The sequence below is a fragment of the Flavobacterium arundinis genome, from assembly GCF_038289855.1.
Lineage (GTDB): Bacteria > Bacteroidota > Bacteroidia > Flavobacteriales > Flavobacteriaceae > Flavobacterium > Flavobacterium arundinis.
Window position 1 is genome coordinate 386,889 of record NZ_JBBYHR010000004.1, and the last position, 20,347, is coordinate 407,235.

Genomic DNA, 20,347 nt, shown 5'->3' on the forward strand with positions numbered 1-20,347 from the left:
AAACACGAACGTATGAAAAGAGCCATTCTATTACTCACATTATCAGCTACGATGCTGACTTCGTGCGGGGCAAAGAAGAAAATTGCCGAGCTTGAAGCTAAGAACAAGGAATGCCAGGACCTTTTGAATTCGGCTACTGTAAAGCTAAACACCTGTCTTGCAGAGAAAGACGTTATGGCTTCCCGTATCGAGGACCTGAAGTCGAGCAACAACCAACTGATCACAACCAAAGACCAGATAACCACGTTATCATCTAAAGGCGCTGAGAATCTTGAAAAAACGTTGGAAAGCCTTAAGGAAAAAGACCTTAAAATTACACGTTTACAGGATGCACTTACGCGTAAAGACTCGGTTACCATTGCACTTGTGTCGAGTATTAAAAGAGCTGTTGGCGTAAACGATCCGGATATCGAGGTAAATGTTGAGAAAGGGGTAGTTTACATATCGATCGCTGATAAACTGCTATTCAAAAGCGGAAGCTACCAGGTAAGCGACCGTGCTAAAGAAATATTAGGCAAAGTTGCTGCAATAGTAAAAGATAAATCTGATTTTGAATGTATGGTTGAAGGCCACACTGACAATGTGCCTATCAAAAACCCGGTACTTCAGGATAACTGGGATTTGAGCGTTAAGCGTGCAACGTCTATCGTAAGGATACTGCAGAATGATTTTGGTATAGATCCTAAGCGCTTAGTTGCCGCAGGACGTAGTGAGTTTGTGCCGCTTACAGGCAATGATACTGCTGAAGGAAGGGCTACCAACAGGAGGACAAGAATACTTGTACTACCTAAAATTGACCAGTTCTACGATATGCTTGAAAAAGAAATGAAAGGACAGCAGGCCGGTAAAAAATAATTGGCAGGCAGATAATACTAAAAAATCCGGTTGTGATGAACAACCGGATTTTTTTATGCCAAAAATTAATTTGTTTATGATGTCTCTAATCTGAACCTTATTGGTTTACATTTTGTTTTTGTAAATCATTGTCATTGTAAATATCCTGCTAAAATAAATGCCAAGGCATTCAAAGTCTTTCTTTGACTGGGCATCCTGCTTTAATATTCCCTTTTCAAGAAAGTACTTTTCAGCAGCTGTTGTAGTTTTAGTTTTACCCTGCGTATAAACGATATTAAATACCGTTACCCTGTATTTGCCATCGCCGGGCTCTATCTCAAAATCAAAACTGACTTCATCTTCCATAAAGGGTGACGTATCCGGGCATATATTTTTAATATGAGAACCCTTTCCTTTATAAACGGCATTTTTTGAAGATGTAATGGTGAGCCTTGGATGCTTTGCCAACAGTTCCGGAATATTGGCCTGGTCGCTTATCACGACATTTTCCCATACAAGATTTTTTTGCCGTGCGACAAAATTATTTGCCTGCGACCAACAGGAAGCCGAAAACAATAAAAGCAGAAGGATTTTTCTCATGTAAATCAATATTTTACACTAAAAAGTATAAACGTTTCAAATATATGTATAATTTCATTCCGCCCTGCATAGCGCCGTTATAATTAATATACTTTTTATTATAATATACTGTTTAGTTATCACCGTGTAGCAGGCCACATATATCAATACCATTGCACCTCTCCTGCATAAGTAATGATTCGGCATGACAGTCAATTCCTACCCATAACACATCACTATTCATACTAAATTTTAACTAAAGTTAAATAAAACCTAAAACCACAAGTTTAGGTGTTACCCAAGAATAGATATAATTTACTACTAATCTAAAAAAGTTATTTATTAGTTAATTTTTTATTTAAAAAATCATTACATTCGTAAAAGTTTGTTTGTAACAATTCTTTAATATTAATTTAAATAAGTTATGTTTTAATTTTTTGAACTTGCACTACGTTTAACAGGAAAAAAGTAACCCCATGAACTGGACTAACCTACAAAACAGAGTAAGGCATTTTATACATGCAAGTATAAGAAGCTACAGGCATCGGAAGTTAAAGAAGTATTTTACTTCCTGACTTGAAAACGAAGATCCTCCCATTTATTTTTGTAAGGTAAGCGGAAGGATTTTTTCTTTCCAGGCTTCGAGCTTTTTAGCAAAAGGCATTGAGGCGTTCGCCCCGCTGGGAGATGGCAACGTCGCGTAATCAATTCCCTCTTTCCTGCCCACATACTTGTCGTAATATGCCGATGCATTTTTACTGGAAAAAAATACATGCTTTATATTGGGATAGCTTTTATAGAAATCTGTAAAATCGTTAGGAACCTCATTCTTTATCCTGCTGTCCAGGCTTCCCTCCCGCTCACAATATTCCAGCACATCCCACACAGCTATCTGATGCTCTTTTAACAGCTCCAGCTTTTGCGAATATTCGTATGTGTATTCCCTATCGAATATTAAAAAAAGCAACTTCCAGAAATGGTTGCCCCTATTACCATAATATTCCTGCAATTCAAGCGATTTTTCGCCCGGCATTGTACCCAGAATAAGTATTTTAGAAGCTTTATCTACAAAAGGCGCAAATGCTTTTTTCATAAGGATGTAATCTTTTTACGTTAAAATGTAATTGTAAGGATTAATTTTAAGATGACTGTAACACAGTGAGTTAAATATGTGTTAGAGAATTTTATTTTAAGAATTCATTAATAGCATGCGCTTGCACCATTATCTAAATTTGATTTGTAATCCTCTAAGGACAAAGTAAAAACAATTAATCAAAATTAGAATAAACATTATGAAAACAGCAACAAAATCGCCTGCTAAAAAAACTACCGGTGCAGCGTCTGACAGTACTGCTTCAAAAGCAACCGCTACAAAAAGCACTCCCTCTAAAACTACTACAAAAGCAGCTGCATCAAAATCGGCAACAGCCAAAGCGCCTGCGACAAATTCCCGCGGACAGGTAAAACCAAAAAGGACCGCAGCTGAAGGGCTTCGCGAATTTTACGTTGATTGCCTTAAAGACATTTACTGGGCAGAAAAAGCCCTAACAAAAGCTTTGCCGAAAATGGCAAAGAATGCTACTAATCCAAACCTGGTTGCCGCACTTCAGGACCACCTTGTAGTAACAGAAGAGCAAATTGCACGCCTTGAAAAAGTATTTGAGCTTGCCGGTAAAAAAGCAGTTGCCAAAAAATGCGAAGCTATGGACGGGCTTATCAAAGAAGGACAGGAAATTATGGAAAGCACTGAACCGGGTGCAGTTCGTGATGCAGGTATCATTGCCGCTTCTCAAAAAATCGAACATTACGAAATCGCTACTTACGGAACACTTTGTGCTTTTGCTAAAACATTAGGAGAAGACGAAGCCGCTGCCCTCCTTCATGCAACGCTTGAAGAAGAGAAAGAAGCTGACATATCACTTACAGAAGCAGCCTATAACACCATAAACTTTGATGCTGCTGATGCAGATGATAATATGATGGCGTAGTCCAGCAGCATTCTTGAAAGATGGGGTTTATTGCGAACCCCATTTTTTATTATATCCAATTTAACACAGCGTACATGAAAAAGTTTTTAAGAAACAACAGCCTCTCCATAACCTTTTTCATACTGTTTGTAGCCGCACTGGCCGCACAGGTTATCTTCGGGCTTAAAGAATATAATAAAGAACTAATCGAAGACGGAGGCGCAGCAGTAACGATCTACCAATATTTTACATCCGGGCATTTTGTAGAATCGACATTTGAAAATTGGGAAAGCGAATTCCTTCAAATGGCATTGTTTGTTTTGTTTACGATCTTTTTAAAAGAAAGGGGCTCGTCAGAATCGAAAAGCTTTGATGAAGCGGAAGAAGTGGACAGGGAACCCGAGCCGAATCGAAAGGATGCGCCCTGGCCGGTAAGGAAAGGCGGCTTCATCCTGACATTATACAGGCACTCACTGACAATAGCCCTTTTCATCCTGTTTGCAGTGTCATTCGTGCTTCATTTTTACGGCAGCCTTGATGACGAGAATGTAATGAAAGGCCTTAAGGGCGAACCACTGGAAACGGCAGGAGAATATATAACAGATTCCCGATTTTGGTTTGAGTCCTTCCAAAACTGGCAAAGTGAATTCCTGTCAGTATTTGCCATTATAGTACTCTCGATTTACCTGAGGCAGCAGGGCTCATCGCAATCCAAGCCGGTTGATGCGCCACATTATGAAACCGGCGAATAAGTAAGAACCATCTAAATAATTTTATATGAAAGCAGTTGTATTTCACAAACCGAAGGACATGCGTGTCGAAACGGTTGAAGACCCCCGTATTGAAGAAGCACGCGATGTAGTGCTGAAAGTTACCTCTACAGCCATTTGCGGTTCCGACCTGCACATTTATAATGGTTTCATTCCGCAGGCAAAAAGTATGGTCATGGGCCACGAGTTCATGGGTATCGTAGAAGAAATAGGCAGCGGCGTGCGCAATCTAAAAGTGGGCGACCGTGTGGTTGTCCCCTTCCCTATCTCATGTGGTACATGCCACTTTTGCAGTATGAGCCTCCCAACACATTGCGAAAACTCCAATGATAACTATGGCCCTGAAGGCGGATTGCTTACTGAAAAAGGGGCAGCGCTTTTTGGCTATACTGACCTTTACGGTGGCTACAGCGGCGGGCAGGCAGAATACGTTCGCGTCCCTTATGCTGATTATGGGCCTCGTAAAGTTCCGGAAGGACTTACCGATGAACAGGTACTGTTCCTTACCGATATCTTCCCTACGGGGTGGAGCGCTATCGACTGGGCAGAACTAAAAGGCGGAGAAACGGTTGTTGTGTTCGGCTGCGGGCCGGTGGGCATTATGGCTATGAAATCGGCATGGCTGAAAGGCGCTGGACGTGTTATTGGTGTCGATACCCGCGAATACCGCCTTGAAATGGCGCGTAAGGCTGCCAATGCGGAAACTATTAACTATAATGAAGTAGATGCCGTAGAGGTTATCCGTGACATGACGGGCGGCTATGGCGCCGACGTATGTGTGGATGCCGTAGGGATGGAAGCCGACCACAGCCTTTGGACGAAGGTTAAAAACGCAGTACAGGGAGAAGCCGGGACAATGCGGGTACTGGAGCGTTGTTTTGATGCTGTACGCCGTGGCGGGACTGTTACCGTTGTAGGTGTGTATGGAACCCCGTTTGACAACTTCCCTTTATACCAATGGTTTGACAAAGGGATCAAACTGCGTGGCGGGCAGGCGCCGGTACACAATTATATCGACCACCTTATCGACCTGGTAAGTACAGGAAAGGTGACGCTGGAAGATATCATTACGCATAAAGTACCGCTGAGCGATGCCGCAAAAATGTATGATATCTTCGACAAGAAAGAAGATAATTGCGTGAAAGTAGTATTAAAACCATAAGGAAATAACTCACGGTTAATAAATCTAAAAAGCGGTAAACCTTGTGATTTACCGCTTTTATATATAATAGCCCAGCAGAATATTATAACCTGAAAATACCTCCTACCGAAATCATTTTCTGGAAATAGCTGAAATGCTGCGAGGCCCTGTCAGCTCCTTCGTAAGTAGTACGGATATAGGGCATATTGATATAACCGGTCTTAAACTCACCCAGCACAAAAAAGTGCTTAAAAAAAGTTAGGTTTATCCCCGCCTCGGCCATAACACCATAACCGGAAATATGAAAATCATCGTGGCGACGCTTTCCTAAAACGGTTGCATTTGTTTTTGGATATAAAAATCCTCCATACACGCCCTCGGTAAGGTTTATTTGCACAATATCGGTATTACTGATACCGAAATATTTGGAAAAATCATCGATACGCGATATGCCTGCATTTACAAAATTAAGCCCGTCGGTATGTTCAAAGGTCAGGAAATCCTCGGTGAGTACTACCGGCACATTATTATAGGTGCCGTTAAATACCGAACCTGCATCACCCGCCGGCAAATCGATATATCCATTCATATTTACCGAATTGTTCTGCGTCATTACATATTTCATGTGGTCCAACCCGATACCGATACTGTAATGATCGCTAATATAGTAGCCAACACGTAGATTGGTTTGTGGTATGGTCATACGGCATGGGTTAACGTAGTCAACAGTCCATCCCTTTGGCTTGTCATGTGCCTCGACATCATACAGGGTAAAGTTATAGCCATTCCCTGAGAAGTTAATATCCGATTTTGAATAGCTTTCGCGGTTTCCGCCCCAGTATACAAAAAATTTGCCATTGTTGTGTGCCGTATATCGTTCAGGGTTTCCGTTCAATACTTCCTGCGCAAAGGCACTGGTGGTCAGGATACAAAAAAGCAATAACGCTTTTATGATTTGTGGTTTCATTTTAATGGTAAAAAAATAAGGGTTTTTATTGGAATTAAAACATATTCAAAATGGCTGTGTGTCATATAAAAAACCTTTAAATTGAAGGTTTTTAAACTGCTATTTTGAATATGAAAATTCATGATATGTTATATTGCCGCAAATGTCGGTATTTTTTTGCTCTTAAGAAAAAATTAAGAATAATAAACTTACAATGTCTTGTCCATTTCGATACTGCATGGAAATGATTGTACGAGGCCGGGAGAAATTATTTAGAAAAACATATAGCATTGATAGTAAGCACAATGCCCGTCATACGGCATGTGTGAAATTAATATTAAAACTATAGGAAAGCGTTATCATAGTCACTAAATTTAAAAAGCGCTAACCAAAAGGTTAGTGCTTTTGACCATTTAACCAAAACACAACACTATGAAAGCATTATGGAAAGGCAGCATCAGCTTCGGATTGGTGCACATCCCTATCAAATTATACAGTGGTACGCAAACGCACCGTATTGCACTAGATATGGTGCGCGAAAAAGACAAGTGCGCCATACAATATGTACGCGTCTGCAAAAAGGACGGCAAGGAAGTACCCTGGGAAGAAATTGCAAAAGGCTACCGCAAGGAAAACGGAGATTATATTATCCTCGATAAAGACGACTTTGCGAAAGTAATGCCCGAAAAAACACAGTCGCTGGATATATTCGAATTCATTAATGAAGATGAGATACCATCCAAATACCTCGAAAAGCCTTATATAACCGAACCTGCTAAGGAGGCTAAAAAAGTATATGCATTGCTGCGCGAAGCCCTTAAGAAATCGGGTAAAGTTGGGCTTTGCAAATTTGTCATGCGTACTACCGAGCATTTGGGCATACTAAAAGTTGAGGACGACGCCATACTGCTGATACAAATACGTTTCCAGGACGAACTGCGCGACCCTGACGAGGCCGGTATGATACCAAAAGATATTACGATATCCAAGAAAGAGCTGGATATGGCCATAAGCATCATCGACCAGCTTACGGATAAGTTTGAGCCGGAGAAATATAAGGATACTTATAAAGCGGAACTCATTAAAATGATAAAGCAAAAATCTGCTGCAAAATCAGATAAGAAAGAACCGGCACCTACAAAACGAAGAAAGACACCTGCTGCTAAAGATAACCTCCTCGACCAGCTTAAAGCAAGCCTTGCCGCGATTAAAAACTAGATGCCATGAAACTATCTGAATACAACCGCAAACGGGATTTTGACAAAACCAAAGAGCCCAAAGGGAAAGTAAAGAAGACAGAAAAAGAATTGCATTTTGTGGTTCAGAAGCACGATGCCTCCCGCCTTCATTATGACTGGCGGCTTGAGATCGATGGTGTACTTGTCAGCTGGGCAGTACCTAAAGGCCCTATTGCGGACACCACAGTAAAACGGCTTGCCATGCATGTGGAGGATCACCCAATGGATTATATTGATTTTGAAGGAACAATCCCGAAAGGGCAATATGGCGGCGGTACGGTGATGGTTTGGGATACAGGCACCTATCTTGCGGAAGGATCGGATGATGTTGCGGAAAGCGAGAAGATGCTGAAGAAAATGCACAAAGACGGCAATATAAAGGTTGTGATCCATGGCGAGAAGCTGAAAGGTTCTTATCATTTGGTTCGAATGAGCGGCAAGGAAGACGAATGGCTATTACTAAAAGGTAAAGATGAATATGCCGATAAAAAGGAGTTCGACCAGCATTCGGTGCTTACAGGAAGGACACTGGAGGAAATAGAGAATGATAAGAAATCGGATATTTGGCAAAGCAATAAGGAAGAGAAAAATAGCTTTCACGGCGATGCAGACCATATTCTGGATGAAGAGCCTGAAATACCTAAAAAGAAAAACACTAAGAAGGTGACTAAGTCAAAGGCCGAGGCTGAGACATCTGAAAAACCTTCTTTCACCGCCGAAGATGTTGCCGATGCGAAACCTTTAAAAACCTTCCCTACAGCATGGAAGCCACAACTTGCCACATTGGCGGATGCGGCATTCGACAGTGACGAATGGATATTCGAAAACAAGTATGATGGCTACAGGGCGTTGATACAAATACATAAAGGCAAGGTTAAATTGGTATCACGCAACAGCTTGTCCTTTAACTCCAAATATAAAGATCTGGTGGACGCGTTTAGTGGCATTAAGGACGATATGATACTTGATGGAGAGATCGTTGTAGAAGATGAAAAAGGGCTGAGCCATTTCCAGTGGCTACAGTATTTTGCCGAAAACCCCGGCCGCGGAAAGCTGAAATGCTATGTATTCGATATCCTGTATTTCAATGGTTACGACCTTACTTCTCTTGATTTGCTGCAACGCAAGCGCATACTTGAAGCAATATTGCCGCAAACAGATGAGATCATTTATTCCGGGCATGTTGTGGGTGAAGGCATAAAAGCTATGAAAGAAGTAGAAGAAAAAGGTACTGAAGGGCTTATCGCCAAGAAGATAACCTCTCACTACCATGTAAACAAGCGCAGCAAAGAATGGCTGAAGATAAAGGTGACCAAGGAGCAGGAAATGGTCATTGGAGGCTTTACGGAGCCCAAAGGTTCACGAAGCGGGTTCGGTTCCCTCCTGCTGGGTTATTATGAGGACGGCAAGCTGCAATATTCAGGAAAAGTGGGCACGGGCTTCAATGAGGGCTCGCTAAAGGATATGTATGAAAAACTTACAGCACTGGAACAGAAAACATCACCATTTGCCGTAAGGCCAAAAGAACCCAAAGTACATTGGATAAAACCGGAGCTCGTTGCCCAGATAAAATATTCCGAGTGGACAGAGACGAACAGCCTGCGCCACCCGGTGTTCATTGCCCTGCGAACTGACAAAAAACCTAAAGACGTGAAAAAAGAGACTGCAATATCAAGCCCGGCCCCCTTATCATCCGAAGGGAAAATAGCTTCCGTTGGGAAAACAAAGCCAAAAAAAGCAAAGGCAGAAGCTAAATCAGAAAATACTGAAGATGTTAAGCCTAAAAAACCTTCGGCGAAAGCCACAGAAAAACCTATAGCTGAAAGTAAATCTGTAGCAGCAAAAACTAAAGCACCAGCAAAAAAATCTTCGGCCAAAGCAGGCAAGCGGGGTTGGGATACGGAAAAGGTTGAAGTTACTCACCCTGACAAAATATTCTGGCCTAAGGAAGGCTATACCAAAGGCGATGTCATCAATTATTATGATGAAATGGCAGAGTGGATACTGCCGTATATCAAGGACAGGCCGCAGTCGATGCGCAGGACACCAAACGGTATTGATAAAGAAGGTTTTTTTCAGAAAAATGTTGCAGGTTCCGCGCCGGATTGGGCACAGACCGAAAAGATACATTCCGATTCGACCGATGAGTATATCGAATACCTGATTTGCAACGATAAAGAAACGTTGATATACATGGCTAATCTGGGCTGTATCGAAATCAATCCATGGAGCAGCCGCTTAGGCTCACTGGACAATCCGGATTATATAATTTTTGACCTCGACCCGAATGAGACTACTATGGCGAATCTGGTAACTACGGCAAAAAAAGTCAAAGAGATATTGGATTCCCTCAGCATAAAAGGCTACCTGAAGACTTCCGGCGGCAAGGGGCTGCATATTTTTATACCCATCAAGCCCAAGTATACGTATGAGCAGAGCCGGGATTTCTCGCACATTATCAGCCAGGCGGTGAACAACGCACTCCCAAAAATAACCAGCCTTGAGCGCATGCCGAAAAAACGCATCGGCAAAGTATACCTCGACTTCCTGCAAAACGGGAAAGGCAAAACGATGTCATGCGCCTACTCCCTCCGACCCCGCGACGGCGCTACTGCCAGCACACCATTGGAATGGGAAGAGCTTGATGAAAAGAACTTTACGGTAAAGAACTACAACATCAAAACCCTGCCGGAACGCGTAAAGGAAAAAGGAGATTTGTGGGCTGATTTCTTTGATAATGCGGTTGATTTGAAGGAGTTGTTGGATAAGTTGGGGTAATTTAAATGTCACGTTTGTCATTCTGACGAAGGAAGAATCTCAGGGTTGGTTTTTGAGATTCTTCCTTCGTCAGAATGACAGGCAATAAAAACAAAAAAGGCCATCCTCACGGACAGCCTTCAATATCTTGACAGGATAAATTATCCCATAACTTCTTTTACTTTTTTACCGATCTCTGCAGGAGAATCTACAACGTGGATGCCATTCTCCCTCATGATACGTTTTTTAGCTTCAGCTGTATCGTCAGCACCGCCAACGATCGCACCTGCGTGGCCCATTGTACGGCCTTTAGGAGCAGTTTCACCCGCGATAAAGCCAACAACCGGCTTGCGGTTACCATCAGCTTTGATCCAATATGCAGCATCAGCTTCAAGCTGCCCGCCGATCTCACCGATCATAACGATACATTTGGTTTCAGGGTCGTTCATCAAAAGTTCAACAGCTTCTTTAGTCGTTGTCCCGATGATCGGGTCGCCACCGATACCGATAGCCGTAGTAATACCAAGGCCTTGTTTAACAACCTGGTCGGCAGCTTCATACGTAAGCGTACCTGATTTTGAAACAATACCTACTCCACCTTTTTTGAAAACGAAGCCCGGCATGATGCCTACTTTAGCCTCTCCCGGAGTAATAACACCCGGGCAGTTAGGGCCTATCAGGCGGCAATCTTTATCTTGTATGTAATCATAAGCTTTGATCATGTCTGCAACAGGGATACCTTCAGTAATCGTGATGATCACTTTGATGCCTGCTTCGGCAGCCTCCATAATTGCGTCAGCAGCAAATGCCGGCGGAACGAATATAATGGTAGTGTCTGCACCTGCGATCTCTACGGCATCTTTCACAGTGTTGAATACAGGACGGTCAAGGTGCGTAGTACCGCCTTTACCCGGAGTTACACCGCCAACAACGTTAGTACCATATTCTATCATTTGGGTAGCGTGGAAAGTACCTTCGCTTCCTGTAAATCCCTGAACAATTATTTTGGAATCTTTATTAACCAGAACACTCATGATATATTTTTTAAATTATTTTTAAATCGTGATGCAAAAATAGGGTTTTTATGAAATATAATTACTGCTTTTGGTGATTTTTATAAGCCGCTGCCTGTAAAATTATTACTCCATTTCTTTCTTTTCCTTAAAAGGATATGCGTACAGGATAAAACGGGCATTGTTTGTACCATACTTCTTTTCCCATTGTTTTTTGAAGCGCTTGTAGTACCATTCCTCAGGGTATGGCGGCACACGCATTTCCTTAAATGCCCAGTCCTGAAGCACTATTCTGGCATCACCATTGCAGATACAATATTTATCTTTCGTGGAAAAATAACTATTTAACTGAGGTACCTTATTTTTATCTGCCACGCAAACATCCATATTCAGGAGACTGCCGGAATACAGGCTTGACGAAAGATATTGATCCCATTGGCCTGTAAAGCTAAATATCGGTAGTATTCCCCAAAACACGACAATAGCACCATTGCAGCCTTTAACCATTTCCCCAAAAGAAAAATTATAGGACATCTGATTTATAAACAGGGTATATAACAATAGTATCATGGCTGCATTCCACGGCCAGACAACGATATTGTAATTGATCCCAAACGGCCCAATAAAAACAAGAATAAACGAGTGCATGCCGATAAGTACCAGAGCGGGCCATTTCTTATTTTTAAAAAGCAGTAACGCTAGTCCGCATACTATCTCGATTAGGGGTAATAGTAGACCCGCATAATGGAGTTTTAAATCGGTAATTGTGGTAGTAGAAACGGAAAGGAAACGGCGCAATATCATGCTTTCCCAAATGGTATAGAGAAATCCGCCGTTAAGCTTATGCAGCCCGCTGAAGATATATATCGAGGCAAAAAGGAAAATAAAACCGCTATACAACCTCTTTGGATTATCGCGGCTGAACACGAATAAAAGCAATGTAAAGATGTATTGGTATTCCCAGGGCTGCCAACGGGTAACATCCAAAAGACAAGAGGTGATTTCGGCAATAAGAAGGAATACGGGAATGTCATTCCTTTTCGGAAAAACAAATAGTACAGCCATGCATACACACGAAATGTAAAACAAGATGCTGTGCAAAGCAGGTGAAACTGTATCGGTAAATTCAAAGACAGGAACTACAGGATACAGCCTGTCGGCCATCCATGCCTTCATGCTGAGCAGTTTGGCAATAAGCCAGAAAAAGCAGGTAATCCTTAAAAGTGTGTATTGTTTCGGCATACTTTACGGTTTCGGTTTAAAAGTATCCCAATTTAATTTACCCAAGCTGACTCATTAAAAAACCTTTGTAAAGCTTATCTTCTTTTACTTCCCAAATTATCATGAAATGAGCAAGTACCATTTCTTCTCCAGGATTTTCAAAGGCATTTACATAATGTGTATAGCGCACAGAAACCGTATCGCCTTCCGCTATCATGTGGCTTATCACAACCCTTGAGGCACAGTAGGATTTATCAAGCTCGGCAGCAAGGGCAAGCAGGTCGTTTTTCTCAAGCTGCAGGTAGCCTTTAGAGCTGTGCCATTGCAAAACAAGGTCGTTATGGACTAAACGATCCATTGCCTTTACATTCCTGAAAGCCTCTGAATTATAATATTCCGTTACAACTTCTTTTGCGGTCATAATTATTTTAGTTTTTCAAATAGTTCCGGTATGCGCTTCACGTTAGCCATCTGTTTCATAGTATCCCTGGCTTCCTGTGCAGGTGTACCCCAATACACTTTGCCGCCTTCCAGCGACTTGCTGATGCCTGACTGGGCAAGAAGTACTGCTCCAGCTCCTATTGTAATACCGCTGGTACTGCCCACCTGGCCCCAAATGGTAACGCCATCCTCGATTATGACACATCCTGCAATTCCCGTTTGGGCTGCTATAAGGCATTTTTTACCAACAACAGTATCATGTCCCAAATGAACCTGGTTATCGATTTTGCTGCCATCGCCAATGGTAGTATCGCCGGTAACGCCTTTATCAATCGTACACAGCGCACCAATGCCTACATCGTTTCCTATAACTACCCTGCCACCCGAAAGCAGCTGGTCGTAGCCTTCTGGACGTTTCTTATAATAAAAAGCATCTGCACCAAGAACCGTGCCTGCATGGATAATGCAGTTATCCCCAATTATCGTATTGTCATAAATGGACACATTTGAATGGATAAGGCAGTTCCTGCCAATAACCACATTATTCCCAACAAAAGCATTAGGCTGAATTACAGTCCCCTCGCCTATTTGTGCCGAATCTGAAACAGAGGCGTTAGATGACCTGAAAGGCCTGAAATGCTTCGTAAGTTTATTAAAGTCCCTGAATGGATCATCCGAAATAAGCAATGCTTTTCCTTCAGGACAATCTACTTCCTTATTGATGAGCACTATGGTCGCTGCCGACTGCAATGCCTTGTCATAATATTTAGGATGGTCGACAAATACAATATCTCCGGGTTCCACAACATGTATTTCATTCATGCCGTGTACCGGGAAATCAGCATCGCCCACATATTCACAACCTATTATGGCTGCTATTTCTTTTAAAGGATAGACTTTTGGGAACTTCATTTTTTTGTTGATTTGTTGATAGGTTGATTTGTTTATTCGTTAGCAATCGCATCAACAAATAAACAAATCAACAAATAAACCTATTCTTTTACACGCTCCATGTATTGGCCTGTAGCCGTATCGATCTTGATCTTGTCACCTTCATTGATGAAAAGCGGCACGTTTACTGCTGCGCCCGTTTCAACAGTTGCAGGCTTGGTAGCATTTGTTGCGGTATTACCTTTAACGCCCGGCTCCGCATAAGTAACCTGAAGAACAACCGAAGCAGGCATATCTACCGATAGCGGTGCATCAGTTTCTGTATTCCATATCACCATTACATTTTCGCCTTCTTTCAAAAGGTCCGGTGCGTCAAGGATGTTTTTGTTAAGGGAGATTTGCTCGTATGTTTCCACGTGCATAAAGTGGTACTGGTCGCCTTCAGGATAAAGAAACTGGAATTTGTGTGTCTCCACCCTTACATCTTCTATTTTGTGGCCTGCAGAAAATGTATTATCAAGCACTTTACCATTGGTAAGGCTTTTAAGTTTAGTCCTTACGAAAGCAGGCCCTTTACCCGGTTTCACATGAAGGAATTCGATTATTTTGTATATATCGTTATTGAACTTGATGCATAAGCCGTTCCTGATATCTGATGTACTTGCCATTTCTTTTGTTTATTTTTTATACGTTTATTTGTTTATCTGATCTTTTTCATTGCGTTAATATTCCTGTTTGCCAAATCAACGCATCAACTTTATTAAAACCCGGTATATCCTTTCATAACACCGCGTGATGAATTCCTGATAAACAGGATGATTTCATCGCGTTCCGGTGTTGCCTCCATTTCAGCTTCAATGATGCTGAGGGCCTGGGTTGTATTATAGTTTTTTTGATACAATATCCTGTAAATATTCTGTATCTCCCTAATTTTTTCGGGAGTAAAGCCCCTGCGCCTGAGTCCTACGGAGTTGATGCCTACATAGGAAAGCGGCTCTTTTGCAGCCTTGGTATATGGCGGTACATCTTTACGCACGAGTGATCCACCCGATATCATGGCATGGTCGCCAATGCTGATGAACTGGTGTACAGCGGCAAGTCCGCCAATGATGGCGTAGTTCCCAACGGTAACGTGGCCTGCCAAAGCAACACCATTTACTATAATGGCATTATCGCCTATATGGCAGTCGTGTGCTATGTGTGCGGTCGCCATCACAAGGCAATTGTTCCCCAATCTTGTCTGACCGGATGCAATTGTTCCCCTGTTTACGGTAACACACTCGCGTATAGTACAGTTATCACCTATTATTGCAAGCGATTCTTCTCCTCCAAATTTAAGATCCTGTGGCACAGCAGAAATTACAGCACCCGGAAATATATTACAATTTTTGCCTATCCTGGCACCTTCCATGATAGTAACATTAGATCCTATCCAGGTTCCCTCGCCTATCTCTACATTATTATGTATCGTAGTGAAAGGCTCTATTACTACATTCTTGGCTATTTTAGCGCCCGGATGTACGTATGCTAGCGGTTGGTTCATTTACTTTTATTTTAGCTGGTTCTGGCAATTTGTGCCATTAGTTCTGCTTCGGCAACGAGCTTGCCATTAGCGTATGCATTTGCCTGCATGTGGCATATCCCCCTTCGTATCGGCGAAATAAGGTCGCACTTGAATACAAGGGTATCGCCCGGAAGCACTTTATGCTTGAACTTTACATTGTCTATTTTCATAAAATAGGTCAGGTAGTTCTCCGGGTCCGGGACAGAGCTCAGGATAAGGATACCGCCTGTTTGTGCCATTGCTTCAATTATCAGGACACCCGGCATAACCGGCGCTCCGGGAAAGTGGCCCACGAAGAAACTTTCGTTCATCGTTACATTCTTAAGGCCTACCACATGGTTATCGCTCATTTCTAATATCTTATCAACCAAAAGAAATGGCGGGCGATGCGGCAGTATGCTCATTATCTTGTGGATATCCATAAGTGGCTCCTTGTGCAGGTCATATACCGGCACCTGGTTGCGCTGTTCTATCTTGATTAGTTTTGACATTTTTTTTGCAAATTGGGTATTTACGAAATGCCCCGGTTTATTGGCAATTACCTTACCGCGTATCCTTGTTCCGATAAGCGCAAGGTCGCCTATAACGTCAAGCAGTTTGTGTCTTGCTGCCTCATTGGGGTAATGAAGCGTTAGGTTGTCCAGTATCCCATTTGGCTTTACAGCGATACTCTCTTTACCAAAAGCTGCTTTAAGGCTTTCCATAGTCTCAGGAGAAATTTCCTTATCTACGTATACAATAGCATTATTAAGGTCGCCTCCTTTTATCAGTCCGTTTTGCAGCAATGCTTCCAGTTCGTGAAGGAAGCTAAATGTGCGCGAATCGGCAATTTCTGTCTTAAAATCACTAATATTTTTAAGTGTGGCATTTTGGGTACCAAGCACTTTAGTACCAAAATCTACCATGGCGGTAACCTGGTAATCGTCAGCCGGCATGACAATGATCTCGCTTCCTGTAGCTTCATCGGTATAAGAAATAACTTCTTTTACGATATACACCTGGCGCTCGGCTTCCTGTTCTTCTACACCAACTTTTTCTATAGCTTCTACAAAAAACTTCGACGATCCGTCCATAATAGGAGGCTCGGAAGCATCCAGCTCTATAATAACATTGTCTACATCGCAGCCAACAAATGCGGCCAGTACGTGTTCGGATGTTTGTATCTTAACGCCTTTCTTTTCAAGATTTGTTCCTCTTTGGGTATTGACAACATAATTGGCATCAGCCTCTACAACGGGCTGCCCTTCCAAATCTACCCTTACAAAAGTATAACCGTTATTAACCGGTGCGGGTTTAAAGGTCATTGTAACTTCTTTACCCGTATGCAGGCCGACCCCTTTTAACGATATTTCGCTTTTGATTGTGGTTTGTTTAACCATTACCTATACTTTTAGTTATTGTTTGTTTTGCTGCTTAAGTTCTTCAATATCCGATACAATCTTAGGGAAATTCCTGAAGTGTACGTATGATTTATTGAAATCAGAATAACCCAATGCGGGGCTGCCCTGCACTATTTCACCATCGGGAATGCTTTTGCCAACACCCGACTGTGCCTGTATGCGAACGCCGTTGCCAATTGTAATATGGCCCACGATACCTACCTGCCCTCCGATTACACAACCACTGCCGATCTTAGTGGAGCCCGCTACACCGGTTTGCGATGCTATAACGGTATTTTCTCCAATCGTTACGTTGTGCGCTATCTGTATCTGGTTGTCCAGCTTAACGCCTTTTTTTATTATAGTAGAACCCATTGTAGCCCTGTCCACTGTCGTGCAGGAGCCGATGTCAACATTATCCTCTATAATTACGTTTCCTATCTGGGGTATTTTGCTGTAAGTGCCGTCCTCGCCGGGCGCAAAGCCAAAACCGTCTGATCCGATAATTGCTCCCGAGTGGATAGTACACCCCTTTCCTATCAGGGTTTCCGAATAGATTCGGACACCTGCAAAAAGGATGGTATCATCGCCAATGATCACGTTATCGCCCACAAATGTATTGGGGTATATCTTCACATTGCTGCCTATCTTTACATTCTTGCCAATATAGCAAAAACTGCCAAGGTACAGATTGTCGCCATACGTAACGCCCTCCGATAGTACCGACGGCTGCTCGATACCGCTTTTCATCAGTTTTACCTGGTTGTAGTATTCCAGCAACTTTGAGAACGACTGGTAGGCATCATCTACCTTAATAAGGGTAGTGGTAATATCGTTTTCAGGTTCAAAAGTCCTGTTTACTATGGTAATGGTTGCCTGTGTGGAATATATGTAAGGCAGGTACTTGGGGTTGGCCAAAAAGGTAAGCGAACCATCTGTCCCCTCCTCAATTTTGGCCAGCCTGAATACTTCGGCATTGGGATTGCCCACAATGTCACCTTCCAGTAAGCCTGCTATCTGTTCTGCTGTAAATTTCATCCCGACAAAAATATAAAATTTAATTAAATAGCTGCCTGTTCCAAAAGTACTTTTGGAAAACACAGGTAATACTTGGTCACCGGCTTGGACAAAGCCTTTAAATTCAGTTGGTCTGACGCTTCAACAACGTCTTCTACAGTCCTGTCTTTCTTCAATATATGTATGGGCTCACCGGTTTTATTGTAGGCCTGGTTCTTTATTTTGCCTTTAAACACAAAGTATTCGGCTTCTTTTTCACTAATGCCGTATAATTCCATAATTCTATCCCTTAACGCTATCGCTTTTACCTTATCTACTTTCTCGGCCTGCATCTTTATTTTGAGCAGGTCGCGGTTAATGATCATCCTGCTAAGTTCGCTGAGCACAAAATCATCGTGGAACTGCCACATCTTTATAGCGCTTATAATATCAAAATCGTCAAGGTACGAAAATTTTGTAAGCACCTCCTGGGTGAAGTCGTCAAGGCTTATTTTATTTTCAAGAAAAAACTGCAACGGAGCACTCGCACCCAGTTGTTTGCCATGCTGGGTAAGTTCTTTGGCACGCTTTAATATTTTAGTAAGTATCAGTTCGGCAACAACGCTGGTTTTGTGAAGGTAACACTGCCAGTACATCAGCCTGCGCGCCACAAGGAACTTTTCTACAGAGTAAATTCCTTTTTCCTCGATCATCAGCATATCGTCCTGCACGTTAAACATTTGTATCAGCCTCTCGCTATTAATGTTCCCTTCGGCAACACCACTGTAAAAACTATCCCGCTTCAGGTAATCCATCCGGTCCATATCCAGCTGGCTCGATATGAGCTGGAGCATGAACCTGCGGTGGTATTCTCCTTTAAATATTTGTATGGCAAGGGTCAGCTTTCCGTCAAATTCCTTATTCAGGCTGTCCATGAATAACAATGATATCGCTTCATGGCTTACATTCTCTACAATACTGTGTTCCATAGCGTGCGAAAACGGGCCGTGCCCTATATCGTGCAATAGTATCGCTATATCAAGCGCCGTTTCCTCTTCGGGCGATATAGCTACACCCTTAAATTTCAGTACCTGGACGGTGCGCTGCATAATATGCATACAGCCCAGTGCATGGTGGAAACGCGTGTGATGCGCGCCGGGATATACGAGGTACGACATGCCCATTTGAGAAATACGCCTGAGCCTTTGGAAATAAGGATGCTGGATAAGGTCGTACACCAGCGGATTGGTTATGGAAATAAACCCGTAGATAGGGTCGTTTAAAATTTTAAGCTTGTTGATCTCGCTCACTGTGGCACATTTTAAAACAAATATAGTAATTACGCAATGGCCTGTTACCCCAAAATGCGGATTTTTAACAATACATGTAAGGATTGTTAACGAAAATTAATAGTCAGCGTTAAACATAGGTTAATCATAGGTTTACAGCTACCTGATTACGAAGGTAATGCCTAATTTTATAATTATAAAAATGCCGCCATGATAAAAACAGCGTTCATACTACTTTCTCTCTTTGTCTTTACGGCTTTCGCCTCGGCCCAGGAAAAGCAGGATGTAATGCAACGCCAGCCACCCGTTGTAACGCAACAGCAGGTAGAACAGGATGCGAAACTGGCAAAGGAACAGCGCCGGAAGGCCGAGCAGGAACAAAAAGCACAGCTGGAAAGGCAAAAACGGGAAGAGCGCACACTAATAACCAACAATACTACTAATAACACATCGACTAAGAAAACTTCAACACGTACCGGAGAACAATAATAAGTTATTTTTTGTTACTTAGGTTATTGAAGGAGAGCCTTGCAAAGGAATTTGCAGGGCTTTTTTGTTTTATATCCTCAGGTGGCATAATAGTTGCACAGGCTTTGCCACAACCTAAAACGGCATAATGAAAAAAACACTACTTGCATTATTGGTAACCTTTACCCTGCCTGCCTGGGCACAAACTAAAGTCGCCCTTGCCTCCTTATATATTGAAAACAGGATTGACCTGAATGATTTCGGAAAGGATGCTTCGTTTTCTTATGACATTGTGGGCGACTATATATTTGACCTGAAGCCGCTGGTAAACCGGTTCCGCGATTCGCTGTTTGTACATTTCCCGAACAAATCGTATGCGTTGCTCCCGGAGACTACAGTAATAAAAGATAGAGGATACAAAGTTTTCCGCCCCAGGTACTATGACGATTTTAGCTCACTGGAATGCACATCGCCGGCGGGCTATAAAATAATTTATATTGAGGATACTGATTTTGCGGCGGGACAACTTGGGCAGCTGTTACCAATAACCGACGAAACAATGTACATAGCCATAGATTTCAAGCTAATTAAAGGAATAAAACCGGGTGATCCGGCACGCATGCTTGCACATGCTACCATCAAAAAATACAACAAAACAGGAAAGCAAACCCTCAACACCTCTATCTCCGTTACAAATAATACCGATACCAAAGCAAATGATCCATCTGAAATAGAGCCTAAAGAGGCATTCATCTTGTGTCAAAGCGCCATGGAGGAACTCACGCGTGTTATGAAAGCAACTTTTAAAAAGCAAGTCCCGCGAAAAAGTAAGCATTAAGGTACACTGTTACCG

20 protein-coding genes are annotated in these 20,347 nt (G+C 42.4%); 8 read left to right on the plus strand and 12 right to left on the minus strand.

Annotated features, from left to right (window positions below; all coding sequences use genetic code 11):
- The first annotated feature begins 12 nt into the window (after nt 1-12).
- Complete coding sequence (locus AAEO56_RS10055) at nt 13-855, plus strand: OmpA/MotB family protein (RefSeq protein ID WP_341696918.1); 843 nt, start codon at nt 13-15, stop codon at nt 853-855.
- A gap of 105 nt (nt 856-960) precedes the next feature.
- On the opposite strand, the gene AAEO56_RS10060 is transcribed toward AAEO56_RS10055, so the two are convergent.
- The gene (locus AAEO56_RS10060; protein WP_341696919.1) at nt 961-1,434 is read right to left on the minus strand and encodes a hypothetical protein; all 474 of its coding nucleotides are present in this window, start codon (nt 1,432-1,434) and stop codon (nt 961-963) included.
- A 577-nt stretch (nt 1,435-2,011) separates the two neighbouring features.
- On the minus strand, nt 2,012-2,506 hold the full coding sequence (locus AAEO56_RS10065) for a DNA-deoxyinosine glycosylase (protein WP_341696920.1): 495 nt from the start codon (nt 2,504-2,506) through the stop codon (nt 2,012-2,014).
- Nucleotides 2,507-2,705: 199 nt separating this feature from the next.
- Here AAEO56_RS10065 and AAEO56_RS10070 point away from each other — a divergent pair, with 199 nt between their 5' ends.
- The 3 genes from AAEO56_RS10070 (at nt 2,706) to AAEO56_RS10080 (ending at nt 5,312) form a co-directional block, all read left to right on the plus strand.
- A complete protein-coding gene (locus AAEO56_RS10070; RefSeq protein WP_341696921.1) occupies nt 2,706-3,401 on the plus strand; it encodes a YciE/YciF ferroxidase family protein in 696 nt (231 codons plus the stop codon).
- Nucleotides 3,402-3,475: 74 nt separating this feature from the next.
- Nucleotides 3,476-4,132 carry a DUF6766 family protein gene (locus AAEO56_RS10075; protein ID WP_341696922.1) on the plus strand — a complete coding sequence of 219 codons (657 nt, stop codon included), beginning with the start codon at nt 3,476-3,478 and terminating at the stop codon, nt 4,130-4,132.
- Nucleotides 4,133-4,157: 25 nt separating this feature from the next.
- On the plus strand, nt 4,158-5,312 hold the full coding sequence (locus AAEO56_RS10080) for a zinc-dependent alcohol dehydrogenase (protein ID WP_341696923.1): 1,155 nt from the start codon (nt 4,158-4,160) through the stop codon (nt 5,310-5,312).
- 82 nt (nt 5,313-5,394) lie between these two features.
- Here AAEO56_RS10080 and AAEO56_RS10085 read toward each other — a convergent pair whose 3' ends face one another.
- Complete coding sequence (locus AAEO56_RS10085; protein ID WP_341696924.1) at nt 5,395-6,258, minus strand: hypothetical protein; 864 nt, start codon at nt 6,256-6,258, stop codon at nt 5,395-5,397.
- 411 nt (nt 6,259-6,669) lie between these two features.
- Here AAEO56_RS10085 and ku point away from each other — a divergent pair, with 411 nt between their 5' ends.
- Complete coding sequence (ku, locus tag AAEO56_RS10090) at nt 6,670-7,455, plus strand: non-homologous end joining protein Ku (RefSeq protein ID WP_341696925.1); 786 nt, start codon at nt 6,670-6,672, stop codon at nt 7,453-7,455.
- A gap of 5 nt (nt 7,456-7,460) precedes the next feature.
- Nucleotides 7,461-10,253 carry a DNA ligase D gene (gene ligD / locus AAEO56_RS10095; protein ID WP_341696926.1) on the plus strand — a complete coding sequence of 931 codons (2,793 nt, stop codon included), beginning with the start codon at nt 7,461-7,463 and terminating at the stop codon, nt 10,251-10,253.
- Nucleotides 10,254-10,393: 140 nt separating this feature from the next.
- Here ligD and sucD read toward each other — a convergent pair whose 3' ends face one another.
- The 9 genes from sucD to AAEO56_RS10140 form a co-directional block, all read right to left on the minus strand.
- Nucleotides 10,394-11,266: a succinate--CoA ligase subunit alpha gene (gene sucD / locus AAEO56_RS10100; protein WP_341696927.1), complete on the minus strand. Its 873-nt coding sequence runs from the start codon at nt 11,264-11,266 to the stop codon at nt 10,394-10,396.
- Nucleotides 11,267-11,371: 105 nt separating this feature from the next.
- A complete protein-coding gene (locus AAEO56_RS10105; RefSeq protein ID WP_341696928.1) occupies nt 11,372-12,487 on the minus strand; it encodes a hypothetical protein in 1,116 nt (371 codons plus the stop codon).
- 37 nt (nt 12,488-12,524) lie between these two features.
- Entirely contained in the window at nt 12,525-12,887 is a 363-nt protein-coding gene (locus tag AAEO56_RS10110; protein WP_341696929.1) for a nuclear transport factor 2 family protein, read from the minus strand.
- A gap of 2 nt (nt 12,888-12,889) precedes the next feature.
- Nucleotides 12,890-13,819 carry a UDP-3-O-(3-hydroxymyristoyl)glucosamine N-acyltransferase gene (locus tag AAEO56_RS10115; protein WP_341696930.1) on the minus strand — a complete coding sequence of 310 codons (930 nt, stop codon included), beginning with the start codon at nt 13,817-13,819 and terminating at the stop codon, nt 12,890-12,892.
- Between the two features lie 80 nt (nt 13,820-13,899).
- Nucleotides 13,900-14,466, minus strand: a complete 567-nt coding sequence (efp, locus tag AAEO56_RS10120; RefSeq protein ID WP_341696931.1) for an elongation factor P — start codon at nt 14,464-14,466, stop codon at nt 13,900-13,902.
- Between the two features lie 92 nt (nt 14,467-14,558).
- Entirely contained in the window at nt 14,559-15,341 is a 783-nt protein-coding gene (gene lpxA, locus AAEO56_RS10125) for an acyl-ACP--UDP-N-acetylglucosamine O-acyltransferase (protein WP_341696932.1), read from the minus strand.
- Nucleotides 15,342-15,352: 11 nt separating this feature from the next.
- Nucleotides 15,353-16,741 (minus strand): bifunctional UDP-3-O-[3-hydroxymyristoyl] N-acetylglucosamine deacetylase/3-hydroxyacyl-ACP dehydratase, encoded by a 1,389-nt coding sequence (locus AAEO56_RS10130; RefSeq protein ID WP_341696933.1) that lies wholly within the window; start codon nt 16,739-16,741, stop codon nt 15,353-15,355.
- 15 nt (nt 16,742-16,756) lie between these two features.
- The gene (gene lpxD, locus AAEO56_RS10135; protein WP_341696934.1) at nt 16,757-17,779 is read right to left on the minus strand and encodes a UDP-3-O-(3-hydroxymyristoyl)glucosamine N-acyltransferase; all 1,023 of its coding nucleotides are present in this window, start codon (nt 17,777-17,779) and stop codon (nt 16,757-16,759) included.
- Nucleotides 17,780-17,802: 23 nt separating this feature from the next.
- Entirely contained in the window at nt 17,803-19,047 is a 1,245-nt protein-coding gene (locus tag AAEO56_RS10140; RefSeq protein ID WP_341696935.1) for an HD domain-containing protein, read from the minus strand.
- 189 nt (nt 19,048-19,236) lie between these two features.
- Between AAEO56_RS10140 and AAEO56_RS10145 the strand changes: the two genes are divergently transcribed.
- Both AAEO56_RS10145 and AAEO56_RS10150 read left to right on the plus strand, forming a co-directional pair.
- Nucleotides 19,237-19,515, plus strand: a complete 279-nt coding sequence (locus AAEO56_RS10145; protein ID WP_341696936.1) for a hypothetical protein — start codon at nt 19,237-19,239, stop codon at nt 19,513-19,515.
- 127 nt (nt 19,516-19,642) lie between these two features.
- Nucleotides 19,643-20,332 carry a hypothetical protein gene (locus tag AAEO56_RS10150; RefSeq protein ID WP_341696937.1) on the plus strand — a complete coding sequence of 230 codons (690 nt, stop codon included), beginning with the start codon at nt 19,643-19,645 and terminating at the stop codon, nt 20,330-20,332.
- Nucleotides 20,333-20,347 lie beyond the last annotated feature (15 nt).

Bases quoted from the DNA above. Each gene is read 5' to 3' on its own strand.
- AAEO56_RS10065 (WP_341696920.1), bottom strand. From the start codon at position 2,506: ATGAAAAAAGCATTTGCGCCTTTTGTAGATAAAGCTTCTAAAATACTT.
- AAEO56_RS10145 (WP_341696936.1), top strand. From the start codon at position 19,237: ATGATAAAAACAGCGTTCATACTACTTTCTCTCTTTGTCTTTACGGCT.
- AAEO56_RS10080 (WP_341696923.1), top strand. From the start codon at position 4,158: ATGAAAGCAGTTGTATTTCACAAACCGAAGGACATGCGTGTCGAAACG.
- AAEO56_RS10150 (WP_341696937.1), top strand. From the start codon at position 19,643: ATGAAAAAAACACTACTTGCATTATTGGTAACCTTTACCCTGCCTGCC.
- efp (WP_341696931.1), bottom strand. From the start codon at position 14,466: ATGGCAAGTACATCAGATATCAGGAACGGCTTATGCATCAAGTTCAAT.
- lpxA (WP_341696932.1), bottom strand. From the start codon at position 15,341: ATGAACCAACCGCTAGCATACGTACATCCGGGCGCTAAAATAGCCAAG.
- lpxD (WP_341696934.1), bottom strand. From the start codon at position 17,779: ATGAAATTTACAGCAGAACAGATAGCAGGCTTACTGGAAGGTGACATT.
- AAEO56_RS10085 (WP_341696924.1), bottom strand. From the start codon at position 6,258: ATGAAACCACAAATCATAAAAGCGTTATTGCTTTTTTGTATCCTGACC.
- AAEO56_RS10055 (WP_341696918.1), top strand. From the start codon at position 13: ATGAAAAGAGCCATTCTATTACTCACATTATCAGCTACGATGCTGACT.
- ku (WP_341696925.1), top strand. From the start codon at position 6,670: ATGAAAGCATTATGGAAAGGCAGCATCAGCTTCGGATTGGTGCACATC.
- AAEO56_RS10110 (WP_341696929.1), bottom strand. From the start codon at position 12,887: ATGACCGCAAAAGAAGTTGTAACGGAATATTATAATTCAGAGGCTTTC.
- AAEO56_RS10070 (WP_341696921.1), top strand. From the start codon at position 2,706: ATGAAAACAGCAACAAAATCGCCTGCTAAAAAAACTACCGGTGCAGCG.
- AAEO56_RS10130 (WP_341696933.1), bottom strand. From the start codon at position 16,741: ATGGTTAAACAAACCACAATCAAAAGCGAAATATCGTTAAAAGGGGTC.
- ligD (WP_341696926.1), top strand. From the start codon at position 7,461: ATGAAACTATCTGAATACAACCGCAAACGGGATTTTGACAAAACCAAA.
- sucD (WP_341696927.1), bottom strand. From the start codon at position 11,266: ATGAGTGTTCTGGTTAATAAAGATTCCAAAATAATTGTTCAGGGATTT.
- AAEO56_RS10060 (WP_341696919.1), bottom strand. From the start codon at position 1,434: ATGAGAAAAATCCTTCTGCTTTTATTGTTTTCGGCTTCCTGTTGGTCG.
- AAEO56_RS10115 (WP_341696930.1), bottom strand. From the start codon at position 13,819: ATGAAGTTCCCAAAAGTCTATCCTTTAAAAGAAATAGCAGCCATAATA.
- AAEO56_RS10105 (WP_341696928.1), bottom strand. From the start codon at position 12,487: ATGCCGAAACAATACACACTTTTAAGGATTACCTGCTTTTTCTGGCTT.
- AAEO56_RS10075 (WP_341696922.1), top strand. From the start codon at position 3,476: ATGAAAAAGTTTTTAAGAAACAACAGCCTCTCCATAACCTTTTTCATA.